Here is a 15,424-nt window from a genome sequence, read left to right as displayed (position 1 = left end):
CAGTTTGCGATCGAAGCAGAACTCAGCCATTCATTCGCTTGGGATCAGGTGGAGGATCGACCTCCCTCCCTTTACCGCTGCCGTCGACAGCTTTCGGTCAAACGTCGCCAATTGGCCGTCACGCGCCTTGGCGAGTCCCAACAGATAGCTATCCGTTACCTGTGCCGGGGTGAGGATCCTGGCTGCATCGATGTCGTTGGAACCGACAAGGCTGATCTCGTCAGGCCAGAACTGATGTCCTGAAAGGGCATGCAGCTTGCCGACAATCTGCGCCACCACGGCGGGCGAACCCGGAGAATTGGGGTATTTCGGGTTGCTTACAATCCTGATGACGCCATTCTCGGTAGTGGGACATGTTGCCCATGATAAATGCCCGGTGGATTGAAACCACCGATGGGCATCTTCATGCGCGACGTGAGCCGGATCGATCAACGCAATCAAGACATTGACGTCGAGCAGGAAGGTCACGGCAATTCGTCGCGAAGCGCATTGACCATTTCGAGATCGACCATCGGGCCGTCGGGCCGCGATGCAAGCAAGGGGATGCCGTTGCGTTCACCGCCGGTCGGTGGCCTGCGCAGTGAGCGGCGAGCCAGATCGGAAATGACATCGCCAACGCTGCGATCCTGCTGCCGCGCCATGGCCTTGGCCGCAAGTAGGACATCGTCATCGATTGCAAGTGTGGTTCTCACAATATGCTCTCTATCGCGCATCAAACATCACGCATCACATAATGCAATGGACAGCAATATTCAAGCGAACGTAGCTGTCGTTCCTTGAGCTATGGCGACGCTGCGGCAATGCGCCAACGAGCGGCATTGCCTCTATGGCTGGTCAGCTCGGCTTCTTGCCATGCGGGCGCTTCGGCGGTTCGCCGGCGAAACCGGGGCCGATCCCATCCGGTGCGTCTTCCGGCACGCCCTCATGCGCTGCGTGTTCCCTGTCGAACTTGATCACGGGCTCCATCGTCGCCAGCACATCGTCCGACAGCCAGCACAGGCTCATATGGCCATCGCCGAGATGCTTCACCGGCGGCACCTTGGTCTCGCACAGATTGTCCGGCACCAGTTTCTTGTAGCCGCAGCGCGTCTGGAACGGGCAGCCGCTCGGCGGGTTCATCGCCGACGGGATATCGCCTTCGAGCACGATGTGCCGTTTGACCACGCTGGTGTCGGCGATCGGGATAGCCGACAGCAGCGCCTCTGTGTAGGGGTGATAGGGTGGCGCGAAGATCTGGTCGGTCGTGCCCTGCTCGACGATGTAGCCGAGATACATGACGACGACGCGGTCGGCGATGTAGCGCACGACGGACAGATCGTGGCTGATGAACAGCATCGTCGTCTTGTTCTTGCGCTGGATGTCCATCAGCAGCTCGGTCACCGCCGCCTGCACCGAGACGTCGAGTGCCGACACCGGCTCGTCGGCCACCACCACCTTGGCATCGCCGGCAAAGGCACGCGCCACGCCGATGCGCTGCTTCTGGCCGCCTGAGAGCTGACGCGGCTTGCGCGTCTCGAAGGCCCGCGGCAGCTTCACCAGGTCGAGCAGCTCCAGCATGCGCTTGCGCCGCTCGGCGACATTGTTGCCGACTTTGAATTTTTCCAGCGTGCGGATGATCTGCGAACCGACGGAGTGGCTGGGATTGAGTGTATCGAACGGGTTCTGGAACACCATCTGGATCGACGACACCGTTTCGACGCTGCGCTTCTCGATGCCGGTCGACTGGATCTCCTTGTTGCCCAGCGTCACTGTGCCGGCACTTGCCGTCTCCAGCCCCAGCAGGACCTTGGCCAGTGTCGACTTTCCGCAGCCGGACTCGCCGACGATGGCGACGGTCTCGGATTCGCGCGCCATGAACGAGATCGTCTCATTGGCCTTGACCACGCGGCCTTCGCTGGAGCCGAACACTTCGCTGCCGCCGACCTTGTAGTATTTTCTCAAATCCTCGATCTTGAGCACCGGCGCGCCGGGCACGACCTTCTCATTGACCTTCTTGGCGCCGGGAGGCAGCGCTTCCCAGTCGATCTCGTTGAAGCGCACGCAGCGCGAGAAATGCCCTTCGTGACCGGCGACCTCGATCATCGGGATTTCGGCGGCATTGCAGACGCCCTCAACGAAATGGTGGCAGCGCGGGCCGAAATTGCAGCCCTTGGGCCGCTCATGCGGCAGCGGCAACTGGCCGGGGATAGAGATCAGCGGCCGCGAATTCTTGTCGGCGCCCGGCAGCGGAATCGAGCGGAACAGCCCTTGCGTATAGGGATGGCGCATCCGGTCGAACACGTCCTTGATCTTGCCGGTCTCGACCGCTTCGCCCGAATACATCACCGTGATGCGGTCGCAGGTCTCGAGGATGAGGCCCAGATTGTGCGACACGAAGATCATCGACGTGCCGAACTTCTCGCCCAGCCCCTTGACCAGTTCGACGATGCCGGCCTCCACCGTCACGTCGAGCGCCGTCGTCGGTTCATCGAGCAGAAGCAGCGCCGGCTTCGACAGCAGCGCCATGGCAATGACGATGCGCTGCTGCTGGCCGCCGGACAGCTGGTGCGGATAGGAACGCATCATGCGTTCGGGATCGGGCAATCTCACCGAGCGCACCATTTCGAGCGCCCTTTTGTAAGCCTCTTCCTTCGACACCTTGTCGTGGATCAGCGGCACTTCCATCAATTGCTGGCCGACCTTCATCGCCGGATTGAGGCTCGCCATCGGCTCCTGGTAGATCATGGCGATCTTGTTGCCGCGGATGGAGCGCAACTCCTCGTCGGACAGCTCGCCCATGTCCTTGCCCTGGAACTTGATCTTGCCGCCGACGATCTTTCCGATGTTGGAGAGGTCGCGCATGATGCCGAGCGACACGGTCGACTTGCCGCAGCCGGACTCGCCGACGATGCCCATGGCTTCGCCCGGCATCACCGTGCAGGAAAAGTCCATGACGGCGGGGATCTCGCCCTTGCGGGTGAAGAAGGAGATCGACAGGTTCTCGATCTCGATGATCGGCGCAGCGCTTGGCCCAAGGGTCGGGTTGCCGGGATTTCGAACTGCCTCATTCATGGGTCGCTCCAATCCTATTTTCATGCTCGCGGGCCGAAACCCGCAGATCAGTCTTTCATCGATTGTTCGCGCAGCGAGTCGGCAAGCAGGTTCAAGCCCAGCACGAACGACATCAGCGCGATCGTCGGCGGCAGCGCCGGGTGGATGAAGGAGCGCAGCAGGCGGCTGGCGTCCTTGATTGCGGTGCCCCAGTCCGGGCTCTCCGGCGCCAGGCCCAGCCCGAAATAGCCGAGCGTGCCGAGCAGGATCGTGGTGTAGCCGATGCGCAGGCAGGCATCGACGATCAGCGGCCCGCGCGCATTGGGCAGGATCTCCCACAGCATGATGTACCAGGGCGATTCACCGCGCGTCTGCGCCGCCGCCACATAGTCGCGCGTCTTGATGTCCATCACCAGGCCGCGCACGATGCGGAATACGCCGGGGCTGGAGGCGAACACCACCGCCACGAAGATGTTGAGCTGGTTGGGATCGATGTGGATGATCTTGAACGGATCGGCGTCGAACACCAGGCCGGCATAGACCCAGCCGCCGATGATCAGCGTCAGCCCGAGCAATATATAGAGGCGGTCCGGCCGGTTCTTGTAGCGGGTCCAGAACAGCACCGAAAAGAAGATGATCGGGAACAGGAAGAACAGCCCGGCCATGGCGTATGGGATCGGCGTATCCATGATGCCCGGCGTCACCAGCAGGTAGAACAGCAGGATCACCGGGAAGGCCAGCACCAGATTGGCCAGGAAGGACAGCACGGTGTCGATCCGGCCGCCATAGTAGCCGGCGGGCAGACCGAGCGTAATGCCGACCATCAGCGCGAAACCGGTCGCAGCCGGTGCGATGATCAGCACGATCTGGCTGCCATAGACCATGCGCGAAAAGACATCGCGGGCGAGCTTGTCGCCGCCGAAATAGTAGATGAGTTTCGATACCGGCTCGAGCGCGCCCGGCAGCGCATCCTTCATGATCGGCACCTGGGCGAGCGGATCGAAGGGCGCGACGGTCGACGCGAAGATTGCCGTGAACAGCCAGAACAGGCAGATGCCGACACCCACTATGCCGACGCCGCTATCGAACAGCTGGCCGTAGAGGCCGAGCCTTTTCTTGTAGGCGAAGCTCGCTCCCATCACCAGGGCAAGCCCTAACCAGACCGGCCAGAAACGCCCAATCACGCCGAGCACGACATTGAAGGCACCGATATATTCGACCTGCATCTGCCCCAGCCCCCTATTGAACTCTGATACGCGGATTGAGGAACGCGTAGCCGACATCCGAGATGAGCTGCGTGATCAGCACGATGAACACCGAGACCAGTGAACAGCCAAGCAGCAGATCGATGTCGTTGTTGCCGGCGGCTTCGACCAGCGTGTAGCCAAAGCCCTGGTAGCGGAACATCACCTCGACGATGACGACGCCGGTAAGCAGCCAGGGAAATTGCAGCATGATGACGGTGAACGGCGCGATCAGCGCATTACGCAGCGCGTGCTTGACGACGACGCTGCCGAAGGAAAGCCCTTTCAGCCGGGCGGTGCGGATATATTGCTGCGTCATCACCTCGACCATCGAGGCGCGTGTCATGCGGGCGATGTAGCCGATGCCGTAGATCGCCAGCGTCATCACCGGCAGGGTGAAATTGTAGAAGGTGATGCCCTGGCTTGCCGAGGCGGCCGAACCGTTCAGCCAGCCGAGCCAGGAGGCGAAGATGACGGTGAAGATGACGCCGGACACATATTCGGGCGTCGCCGTCGACGCGATCGATGCGACGGACAGCGTTCGGTCCGTTCGCGAGCCCTCGCGCATGCCGGCCAGGATGCCGATCAGCAGCGAAATTGGCACCATCACCAACAGCACACAGAGCATCAGGATACCGGTGGCGGCGAGTGCGGGGAAGAGCTTTGACGCAACGGAGGTTTTGAACTTGGTCGAGCAGCCGAAATCACCTTCCAGGATGCCGGAGAATTTCGGCTCCAGCGGATCGTTGCAGAAGGAGAAACGCTGCGTCGGCTTGCCGGTCGCCGGATCGGTCACCGGTTGCTTCGGGACGACGCCCAGCCATTGCCCGTAGCGCACGAAGAAGTTCTGCCGGTAGCCATGGTTGACCAGCCAGCTTTCGAGCTGTTCGGCCGATGTGTGCATTTCGGTCTGGCTGATCGCCAGCTTCTTCAAATTCGGCTCGAGGTTGATCAGGAAGAAGACGATCATCGTCAGGCACAGCATCGTCAATGCCATGGTGCCGAGACGCCGGATTACGAAAGAAAGCATGGCGGTCCCCTGCCGGTCTGGTTGGGGTTGGAGCCAGTTCGAAAAACCAGCTTTGCCGTTGCCGGCAGAGTTGGCCGTCAAATCGGCACTCGGATGCAATCAACCCAGTTTTATTGAACGGTCTTTCAGGAGAGTCCGCAACTTTTTGCTGCGGCGGCTTCCGGTTCTGGGCCATGCGAGGCGTGACGGGAAGGAGCGAAGCGCCCCTTCCCTGACGTTCCAATCACGCCTGGTCGAGCCAGACCTTGCCGTAGTCGCGCTCGAAGGTCGGATGCATCTTGTAATTCTGCACCGCCTTGACCGAGTGGCTGTAGAGCTTGCGCCAGTATGGCTGGATCATGATGCCGGAATCCTGCAGGATCTGCTCGATGTCCTTCATCATCTCCTTGCGCTTGGCCGCATCGGCAACGGCCAATGCTGCATTGAGCTTGGCATCCCATTCGGGGTTGGAATAGGCCGACTCGTTCCACGCCTCGCCGGTGCGGTAGCCGATCGCCAGAACCTGGACGCCGAGCGGGCGCATGTTCCAGTTGGTCATGGACAGCGGATACTTGGTCCAGTCGTTCCAGAACGTCGAGCCCGGCAGCACCGTGCGCTTTACCTTGAGGCCGGCGTCGCGCATCTGCGCGGCGATGGCGTCGCCGGTATTCTTGTGCCAGTCTTCGTCGACCGTGATCAGCTCGTGCTCGAAGTCGGCCTGGCCGGCTTCCGCCATAAGCGCCTTGGCCTTGGCCGGATCGCGAGCGACTTTGGGCAGCTCGTAATATTCCGGGTGGATTTGGCAGACATGGTGGTTTTCAGCCACCGTGCCGGCATTCCCGTAGCCAAGCTGCAGGACGACATTGTTGTCGACCGCCAGTTGCAGCGCGTTACGCACCTTCTGATCGCCGTAAGGCTTGTTGTTGATGTTGGTGCGGCACACGATGGTCGAGGCGGTGACGATTTCGGACTTGACCAGGTCCAGTCCGTCGAGGATCGACACATAGTCGGCCGAGGTCTCGAAATTGGTATGGACTTCGCCGGCCTCGAAGGCACTGACCATGGCTGCCGGATCGGTGCCGTAGTCGACGAATTCGATGCCGTCGAGGAACACCTCGCCGTCCCACCACTTGTTATCCTCGCGGCGCTTGTAGACCACCTTCTGGCCGACATCGTAGGAGACGAGCTCGAACGGGCCGGTACCGATCGGGCAGGCTTTGAAGTCGCCGCCCTTCTCGTCGAAGCTCTTGTGCACGATGAGGCCGGGATAGTCGCACATGTTCGGAATGAGCGCGATGTCGGCCTTGCCGAGCTTCAGCTTGACGGTGTGGTCGTCAACCTTGGTCACGGCGCTTTCGTCGAGTTTGTCGTCCTTGACCAGCGTGCCGAGACGGCCAGGCATCGAATTGCCCTCGGCCTTCTTGTCGGCCCAGCGCTTGAGATTGAAGATGACGTCATCGGCGGTGAAGGCATCGCCATTCGACCAGGTCACACCCTTGCGCACATGCAGCGTGTACTCGGTGGCGTCGTCGTTGACCTCCCAGCTCTCCAGAAGGTACGGGCGGAACGTGTATTCGCTGGTGTACTTGACCAGCGGCTCAAGCGCCTGGCGCTCGGCATTGGCGATTTCCGACCAATCGGCCTTGCGTGGATCCTTGGGATCCTTGACCCATTGCGCGACTTTCAGGATGCCGCCCTTCTTGCCCTGCACCTCTTCGGCCCTGGCTTGGGTCGGCACGGCTACGCCGAGCATGCCGTAGGCCATCGCAGTCGACGCGCCGAACACGCTGGCCATGGCGAGGAACTCGCGGCGATCGACTTTGCCTGCCTTGGCTTCTTCGGCCATGGCCAGGATGTGATCGGGAACGCGATCGCCATTACTCTTGTAATTTGTCATACCTTAACTCCCATTGTTGGCTTTCCGCCTTTTAACATTCCGCATCCCTGCCGTGATGTCAAAGACGGCATGGCTACGGAACCTGTTAGGGAATGTGCAACTTTGAAAAGGGAGCGGTTCGCGTGATAACGACAGACTTGGCGCAAAAGTGCTAGCGCGCCCAGATTCCGCCGGAATCTGCTTAGGCGAGTAATTGATACATTTTGGGCTGGTTGAGACAGCGCCATTTCCGGCGGCGGTAAGGGCCAGGAACTCAATATTCCTTTTCGTAGAATATGCCGCCCTTGGCCTCACCGCCATCGTTGGCCTCGCCGCGCAGCTTGACGCCGCGTCCGACATTGAGGTCGATCGTCGCCTTGCCCGATCCTGGCCTGTCGCCTTTCTGGATCGTCACATAGGTGCGGTCATTGAGGTACTTGCCCGCCGACACGGCGGTGCCGCCCTGGTCATCGGTGGTCACATCCAGGTCATCGACGCCGATTGCACTGCGCAGGTTTTCGAGCAGCGAGGTCGAGCCGCCGACGCCGGCCAGTTGGCCGGCGGCCTCGGCCAGCTGCGCGATCTGAAGCGGCGACAGGTTCGACATAGAGCGGCCGAAAATCAGCTGCGCCAGCACCTCGTCCTCGGGCAGCGCCGGCACCGAGGAGAAGTCGAATTTCGGATTGGTCGCTTCGCCCGAGACGACGATGGTGACGGTGGCGCTGGTCGTGGTCGATGTCGCGGTCAAGTTGAGGTAGGGCACCAGCGAGCCCGAAAAGCCGACCGTGCCTTCGGTAAAGGTCAGCCGCTTGCCGAGAATCGACAGCCGCCCACGCTGCAAGGTGAAGGTGCCGACCGCCTGCGGCGAAGCCGCCGGGCCGGTCAGCCTTAGCGAACCGCCGAACTCGGCATCGACGCCCCTGCCCTGGATGAAGATCTGGTTCGGCGCATTGACCGTGACGTCGAGGACAAGCCCACTGCCGCCACCACCGCTGGCCGCCGCCGGTCGCAAGGCCTTGTCCTGCGCCCGCACGGAGGCGGGCGCGTTCTTGTGCTTGACACCGAGCGCTGCCAGCGAGCCCGGCAGCTTATCGGGAACGGTGATGACGGTCTTGGCCAGGTTGACGGTGCCCGAAATCACCGGCGCCGAGGTGAGCGGCCCCTTGATGGTCAGGTCGCCGCCGAGATTGGCTGTCACCACCCTGCCGTCGGTATAGCGGCCGTCGACCAGCTTGATCGACAAATCGGCTGGGAAACCTTGCGCCGGATTGATGCCGAGGGTGCCGGAGGCCGACAGGCTGCCGCGTGTCGATAGCGTGCCGGTCAGCCGGTTGATCCGGGCAACGCCGTTGCCGATCGAAATGTCGGCGGCAATGTCATTGACGGCAAGACCGGAACGCGCGTCGACCAGGCGGGCGCCCGACGTGCTGACCGTGCCGCCGATCACCGGCGACGCCGCCGGGCCGCGCATCTGGATATTGACGTTGGCGGTGCCGCTGAGCGACAGCCCTTGCGCCGCAAGCTTGGCGGCCAGGAAGGAAAATGGCACCTTGCCGTTGAAGTCGAGCACCAGCGCTGGTGTGCCGGCCGTCGTCACCGTACCGCCGCCCTTGAGGCCAAGCCCGGCGCCGTCGCTGATGTCGGCGTTGAAGGTGAGCTTCTTGCCGGCGAATGTTCCCGACGAAGAGATATTCATGCCGCCAAGACCGGCGCTGCGCGTCTGCGAGGTCTGCACCCCACCAGCATCGATATCGAAAGCGACAGTCGGATTGCCCGGCGCGCCGGTTACCTTGACTGTTCCCGAAATCGAACCGGCGGCCTGGAGGCCCGGCGAAAAACTGTTGGCCAGCGAAGCCGGCACCTTCGACAGCGCGGCACTGATGTCGAGTGCCTGCCCGACCTTGCCGGTCACCGTCGCCGTGCCGCCACCGAGATTGAGCACCAGCTTGTCCAGCGTCGTGGTGCCGTTGGCGATGCTGACGGTCGAGGCCTGGGCGATGGCCGCCTTGATGCCCTGCACCGTGGCCTGGCCGGAAGCGAGTTCGATGGTGGTGGTGCCGCCAGCCACCTTTACCCTGCCCGCAGCCCTCGCCGGAATGCCCTTGACGGTGGCGCCGCCGGAAAACCCGGTCCAGTCGCCGTCGCGCTTCAAATCGACATCGATGCCGCTGATGGCGGTGCCGCCGGAAATGACGCTGTCGGCGCGAATCTTGCCCGAGATGACCGGCGCGGCGAGATAGTTGGCGACCAGCGCATCGATCGACACCGTCTTCGCCTGCAGGTCGCCGCGCGTGATCGAAGCGGTCGCAGCCTTGACGGCGACGTTCGGGCCATCCGCGGTCTTGGAGAATGCAATAGTGCCGCGCACATCGCCTTCGGCCTTTTCCAGCGCCAGCGCCGCCAGCGGTCCGATATCGGGCAGGTCGAGCGCGATGGTGCCGACCGGCACGAAAGCCTCGTCGAGCGCAAGGTCGCCGGAAATCCTGTTCTTGCCGAGTGACAGCAGCAGGCCGTTGATGGCGCTCTTGCCGTCCGCCGTCGCCAGCACCGCGCTACCTTGCAGCGCCTGTCCAGCGACATTGCCGGTCAGTTGCACATTGGCCGCCGGATTGGCGGCATCGGCCTTGCCGGTGGCGGTCAGCTTCAACCCGGTGATTTCGCGTTCCGCCACCAGCAGCCGGTCGCTGTTGACCGTCAGCGACAGGTCCGGCGCCAGGCTGGGCCCCTGCGCGTTGAGTGCAAAGCTGATCGCGCCTTTGGCATCTTTCGACAACAGTGAGATGTCGGCCAGTGCACCCTTGATATCTGCGCTGAGCTTGTTGTCGGCGAGACTGGCCTGACAGTCCGCGGTCAGTGCGCCCGACGCCAGTCTGACCGGATTGGCGCTGACATTGCCATTGGCATCCCGCTTCAGCGTGGCGCTGAGCTGCGTGCGCTCTGCCAGCACGCCGCGCGCCGCAGCCGGCAATGCCGCGGACAGCACGTCGGCGTTGAGGTTGAGGTCGATTGCTCCATCGGCAAAGCCGACACGGCCATTGAAGGCACTGCCCAGCGCATCGGCCTGCACCGAGCCGCTGTCGATGGTGATCGCGTCCGCCGCCAGGGTGCCGGCGATCTTGGCGGTGATCTTGCCGGCGATCAGCGGCGCGATGGTCGGATTGTCCAGACCGATCTTGTCCGCCGTCACCGTGCCCGAGATCGGACCGGTTCGGCTTTTCATATCAAATGCATCGGAATGCAGCGCAAGCGCAATGCCCTCGACCTTGGCGTCATCCGTCGCCACCGAAGGCAGTACCGCCGAGATGTCGAGCTTGGCTTGCGCAGCCTGCCCGGCCGCCTTCACCGACAGCGCCTGCAATTCGAGCTTGATCGGGCTTTCCGCGCTGCCCAGCGTCAACGGCAGGCTCGGACCGGACGATGTCAGATCGAGCGCGAAATCGCTGGCGCCGTTCGGGTTGACGGTGCCGGCTGCCTTGCCGGAGATTTTTTGGCCCGACAGCGTCGCCTGATCCAGCACGATGCCGCCGGCCGTCGAATAGCTGCCGGCCGCATCGACATCGAGCGGTCCGAGCCCGGCCTGACGGGTCTGGCTGGTCTCGGCGCCGGCCAGTTTTGTATTAAAGCGAATGTCGGGATTTGCTGACGGCCCGGTGATTTGCGCCGTGCCGTCGAGCGTGCCCGCGGCATCGAGGCCGGGCGAAAAGCCATTGGCAAGCGCAGCCGGCAGCGCCGAGAAGGTCGCCGCCAGATCGAGCGTCTGGCCCGCCGTGCCCGACAGCGTCACCGAGCCGCCGCCGAGATCGACTACCAGCCTTTGAATGTTGGTTATGCCATCGGCAATGGTCAGGCTCGACGGCTCGGCGATCGCCACCTTGATGCCGCGCACCGTCGCCTCGCCGGACGCGATCTCGACGCTGGTCGCGCCCCCGGCAATCTTCGCCCGCCCGGCAGCTGTCGCCGGAATGCCTGATATGGTTGCGCCGCCGGTGAAATTCGTCCAGTCGCCGTCACGCTTGAGGTCGACGCCGATGCCACTGACGACGGTCGTTCCCGAGGTCACGCTCTCGGCCTTGATCGTGCCGGAGATCGCAGGGCTGTTGAGATAGTTGGCGATCAGTGCGCTGACGGTGACTGCCTTGGCTGCCACATCACCGCGCGCGATCGACACGCTGGCTGCATTGATGGTGACAGTGGGAGCCTCGCCGTCTTTGGCGAACACCACGGTGCCGCCGATATCGCCGGCCGCCGTCTGCCCGGCCAGCGACGCCAGCGGCGCGATATCGGGGGCGGAGATCGTCAGCGTCCCCAGCGGCAGGAATTTTTCATCGAGCGTGAGGTCGCCCGACACCTTGTTGTCGCCCAGCGCTACGCTGAGCCCCTTGATTGAGCGCTTGCCATCGCTCGTCACCAGCGCCGCCTTGATGGCGAGCGGCTGTTCGTCGACCGCGCCGGTCAGCGAGATATCTGCGGCCGGGCTCACAATGTCGGCCTTGCCCGATGCGGTCAGCTTGATGTCCTTGACCGTGCGGCCGGAGGCCGTCAGGCTGGCACTGTCGGCCGAAACCGAGAAATCCGGTGCGTTGCGCGCGCCGCTTGCCGTCAGCGCGAAATCGACCCCGCCGGCGATCGGCACGCCGACCAGCGAAGACAGCACCGAGACGTCGCCGAGCTTGCCCTTGATGTCGGCCTGGATATCGCTGCCTTGCGCGCTGGCGGTGCCGCTGGCGCTCAGCGAACCGGAAGTGAGTTCGATCGAGTTGGCGGCGAAAGAGCCCTGCGGATCGCGCGTCGCGGTCGCCGAGAATTTGACCCGTTCGCCAAGCAGTGAACTGATCTGCGGCGGCAGCGCCGTCGACACCGCATCGGCATTCATCTTGAGCGTCATGGCGAGGTCGGCCAGCGCCACCTTGGCCGTCAGCCCGGCATTGAGCGCATCGCTGCGCAGCGTACCCTCATCGAGCGAGATCTCATCCTTGCTGATCGAGCCGGAAAGAGAGGCCGTCAGCTTGCCGGTGACCAGCGGGGCCAGCGTCGCGACGTCGGTCTTCAGCCCGGCCGCCGCCAGCGACACGCTGACCGGGCCGCTGCGGTTCTCGATGTCGAAACCGTCGGAATGGATCCGCGCATCGAGATTGTTCACCTGAGAACCGCCCGCAACCACCGAGACGAGCGAAGCGCTGGCGTCAATCATCGGCGCCTTGCCGTCACCGAAGGCGCGCGCGGTCACATTGTTGATGGCCACCATGATCGGCTGCGCCTGGGTACCGGCATTGACCGTGACCGGCTTGGCTTTGACCACGAGTTCGACCGAAAGGTCGCTGGCGCCGTTGGGGTCGACCATGCCGGCAGCGGTACCATGAACTGCGTCGCTCTCGATCGCAGCGCGCTCGATGTCGACGCCGCCGGCCGCGGTCGCGGTGCCGGCTAGGTCGAAGCTGGTCTTGCCGGCAAACAGCGACTTGAACCGTTCCGGCAGGAAGCCTTCGAACGAACCGTCGCCCTTGGCCTCGATCCGGTTGCCCTTGTCGGTGAGCTGGTGCCGGCCGGTGAGCTGGGTAACGATCTGACCGTCGACCATGAAGGTGCCGATGCCGCTCCAGTTGGCCAGCGGCCCGGTGCCCGAGACGACGATGTTGACCGGCGGCGCGCCGGGTAGCTTGAGCAGGTTGGCGATGATGCCGCCGGCCGGCTCGGAAGCCTTGAGATCGAGGTCGAGCTTGTTTTCATCCGGCGCGAAGTGGATGTTGGCGTCGACATTGCCTTGCTTGCCGTCATGGCGGGTAACGTTGAGCACCGTCTGGATCGCCAGTGGCGACGCATCGACCTTGGCCGATCCCTTGGCCGCAAGTTCGGCAATGCCGCTGCCGGCAAGTTGCTGGCCGAGCGCGATCTCCGGCAAATCGATCGCTCTGATATCAAGCGAAACCGGCAGGCCGCCCGACCCGCTCTTGCTCGGCTCGGTGCTCGCCACAGGCAGCCGTGCCAATTCTATCCGTTCGGCCGCTATGCGGTCGGCGCTGAAATTCTTCGACAGCAGCGCCAGCGGCGACCAGTCGATGGCCACCTTGCGGGCCACCAGCCAGGCGCCCTCGCGGTCTTCCAGCACGACATGGTCGACCGTCAGCGCGCCGGACCAGATACCGTTAATGCCGCTGACCGTGACTTTGCTGTCCCTTGACGAGGCCATGTCAGAGATGATGCCGGCGAGATTTTCGCGGCCGCGCTCGGTCTTGGTCAGCACGACCAGCGCGCCGATGCCCGCCGCCGCCACGATCAGCAGCGTGTAGAAAAACAGGCGAAGGATGCGTTTCAAAATCTTCATCGTCAGAACGCCTGTCCGATCCCGGCATAGATGCCGAAACGCGGGTCGCCACGGTCGCGGTTGAGCGGCACGGCGGCGTCGATGCGCAGCGGCCCGAACGGCGTGATGTAGCGCAGGCCAACGCCCGCGCCGACCTTCACGTCGGAAAAGTCCGGCGTCGCTGTGGTCGAGACAGTGCCGGCGTCGACGAACGGCACGATGCCGATCGTGTCGGTCAGCGCAATGCGCATTTCGACCGATGTTTCGAAGAAGGAAAGCCCGCCGATCGGCTGATTGTCGATGTCCTTCGGTCCGATGCCCTGATAGGCATAGCCCCGCACCGAGCCGCCACCGCCGGAATAGAAGCGCCTGTCGGCTGGAACGTTCTGAAGGCCGGTGCCGACGATCGAACCCAGCGCGACGCGTTCGGCAAGCACGAATTTCGAGGCCGTGTCGAGCGACTGATAGGCCGACCCCTCGCCCCTGAGCTTGAGGAAGGCGGCGCCGCTCAGAATGTCGTAGCTCGGTTCGGCATAGGCCAGAACCCTGAAGCCGCTGGTCGGATTGAGCCGGTTGTCCCTGTTGTCATAGACATATTGCAGCGGAATGCTGGCGATCAGGTATTTGTGCTTGCCGAAGGCGTCGGTGATCCTGGAATAGTCCAGCGCGATTTCAGCCGAAACCGTCTGCTTCTTGTCGATCTCATAGGACAGGCCGGTGCTGCCCTTGACCGAGAAATGGTCGTAGGCATCGGGATGTTCGAGGACGGTCTTGACGCTGGCGATGAATTTCGAGGCCGGCCCGACCACGCCCGGCTTCTCGAACATGATGCCGGCATTGTAGTTGAGCTCGCTGAGATCGTTGCTGCCGATGCCGCTGATCTTGCCCTCGATGCGCAGCTTTTCGGCCCGGCCGAACAGATTTCGGTGGCCCCAATAGCCTTCCAGGCCTAGCCCTTCGGTGTTGGAGAAAGTGCCGCCAACGCCGAAATAGCGTGGTTTGCGCTCGCTGACCTGAACGCCGATCGGAATGTTGCCGTCGGCGTCGAGACTTTCGGCTTCCTTCAGCGTCACGCTGTTGAACACTTCGAGCCTCAGCAGCCGGTCGCGGGCATCGTCGATCTCGTCGGGCGAATATTGCCGGCCGCGTTTCAGCCCGGTCATATATTCGGTGAACTCGCGATTGACCTTCTCTGTGCCATCGACGGTGGTGTCGCCATAACCGGCAACCGGCCCGGCGGCCACCGTCAGCGTCACGTCGAGCGTCGAGGTGGTGTGCTCGGCCACGACCTGCCTGTCGGTGATCCGGGCCAGCGGCCGGCCCTCCTGCTTCAGCGCCCGCACGATCAGCGCCTCGGCCTTGAGCACGGCGCCCGAGCCGGCATCGCCGCCGGCTATCAGGCCGAAATCGGCGCTCGCCAGCCCGGCGGCATCGCCCTCCAGCCGAATATTGCCGAGCGTGAATTTGGGCCCGCTCGAGATGCTGATCACCACCGGGATCGGCTGCGGACCCGTAAATTCGGCATCGGGCGGCAAATCGTCGAGCGCCTTGCCCTGGATGGTGATAGTGACGACGCCTTCATAACGGGCGTCGGCATAAAGCGCGGCGACCAGCTGTTCGCGGTCGCTACGCGCCTTCGCCAAAAGGCCGAGCGAGCCGGAAACCGGGCGGTCTTCGTCGGATTTCAGCGACGAGGCGTTTTCGAGCTTCTTGACCAGGTCCTTGTCGGCATCGGGCGCTTCGATGGTCACCGCATAGCGCAGCGGGTCGACGATATCGGCGTCCTCGTCATTCGAAGAGCCCCACAATTTGATGCCGAAGAGCTCGAAGGCGGCCGCCGACCCCGATTCGGCAACGAGCACGGTCGAGCACGCCAACGCCACAATCAGCGCACGCGAAAGCGTGCGCCGTGGCGCACTTACCTTCGACATCTGCGCTTCATACGCCGGCATCAGGACAACCTA

The 15,424-nt window shown here is 63.2% G+C and carries 8 protein-coding genes; all 8 read right to left on the bottom strand.

Features of this window, described 5'->3' with window-relative positions; all coding sequences use genetic code 11:
- Positions 1-30: 30 nt before the first annotated feature.
- Entirely contained in the window at positions 31-468 is a 438-nt protein-coding gene (locus tag NKJ75_RS11670) for a TA system VapC family ribonuclease toxin (RefSeq protein WP_352499694.1), read from the bottom strand.
- The gene (locus tag NKJ75_RS11665; protein WP_023668191.1) at positions 465-692 is read right to left on the bottom strand and encodes a hypothetical protein; all 228 of its coding nucleotides are present in this window, start codon (positions 690-692) and stop codon (positions 465-467) included. The genes NKJ75_RS11670 and NKJ75_RS11665 overlap by 4 nt, the downstream gene beginning before the upstream one ends.
- 142 nt (positions 693-834) lie before the next feature.
- A complete protein-coding gene (locus NKJ75_RS11660; RefSeq protein WP_023729392.1) occupies positions 835-3,051 on the bottom strand; it encodes a dipeptide ABC transporter ATP-binding protein in 2,217 nt (738 codons plus the stop codon).
- 47 nt (positions 3,052-3,098) lie between these two features.
- A complete protein-coding gene (locus tag NKJ75_RS11655; RefSeq protein WP_023668189.1) occupies positions 3,099-4,256 on the bottom strand; it encodes an ABC transporter permease in 1,158 nt (385 codons plus the stop codon).
- A 13-nt stretch (positions 4,257-4,269) separates the two neighbouring features.
- Positions 4,270-5,304, bottom strand: coding sequence for an ABC transporter permease (locus NKJ75_RS11650; protein ID WP_023668188.1), 1,035 nt, complete (start codon positions 5,302-5,304; stop codon positions 4,270-4,272).
- A gap of 223 nt (positions 5,305-5,527) precedes the next feature.
- Entirely contained in the window at positions 5,528-7,180 is a 1,653-nt protein-coding gene (locus NKJ75_RS11645; RefSeq protein ID WP_023668187.1) for an ABC transporter substrate-binding protein, read from the bottom strand.
- 253 nt (positions 7,181-7,433) lie between these two features.
- The gene (locus NKJ75_RS11640) at positions 7,434-13,481 is read right to left on the bottom strand and encodes a translocation/assembly module TamB domain-containing protein (protein ID WP_352499693.1); all 6,048 of its coding nucleotides are present in this window, start codon (positions 13,479-13,481) and stop codon (positions 7,434-7,436) included.
- Between the two features lie 2 nt (positions 13,482-13,483).
- Positions 13,484-15,412, bottom strand: a complete 1,929-nt coding sequence (locus NKJ75_RS11635) for an autotransporter assembly complex protein TamA (RefSeq protein WP_352499692.1) — start codon at positions 15,410-15,412, stop codon at positions 13,484-13,486.
- Positions 15,413-15,424 lie beyond the last annotated feature (12 nt).

Source organism: Mesorhizobium sp. M0058 (genome assembly GCF_040323095.1).
Classification (GTDB): Bacteria; Pseudomonadota; Alphaproteobacteria; order Rhizobiales; family Rhizobiaceae; genus Mesorhizobium.
Note: the sequence above shows the minus strand (reverse complement) of the source record. Positions and strands in the feature narration are given on the sequence as shown.

Excerpts from the sequence above, each read along its gene's own strand:
- NKJ75_RS11660 (WP_023729392.1), bottom strand. The coding sequence starts at position 3,051 with ATGAATGAGGCAGTTCGAAATCCCGGCAACCCGACCCTTGGGCCAAGC.
- NKJ75_RS11655 (WP_023668189.1), bottom strand. The coding sequence starts at position 4,256 with ATGCAGGTCGAATATATCGGTGCCTTCAATGTCGTGCTCGGCGTGATT.
- NKJ75_RS11650 (WP_023668188.1), bottom strand. The coding sequence starts at position 5,304 with ATGCTTTCTTTCGTAATCCGGCGTCTCGGCACCATGGCATTGACGATG.
- NKJ75_RS11645 (WP_023668187.1), bottom strand. The coding sequence starts at position 7,180 with ATGACAAATTACAAGAGTAATGGCGATCGCGTTCCCGATCACATCCTG.
- NKJ75_RS11640 (WP_352499693.1), bottom strand. The coding sequence starts at position 13,481 with ATGAAGATTTTGAAACGCATCCTTCGCCTGTTTTTCTACACGCTGCTG.
- NKJ75_RS11635 (WP_352499692.1), bottom strand. The coding sequence starts at position 15,412 with ATGCCGGCGTATGAAGCGCAGATGTCGAAGGTAAGTGCGCCACGGCGC.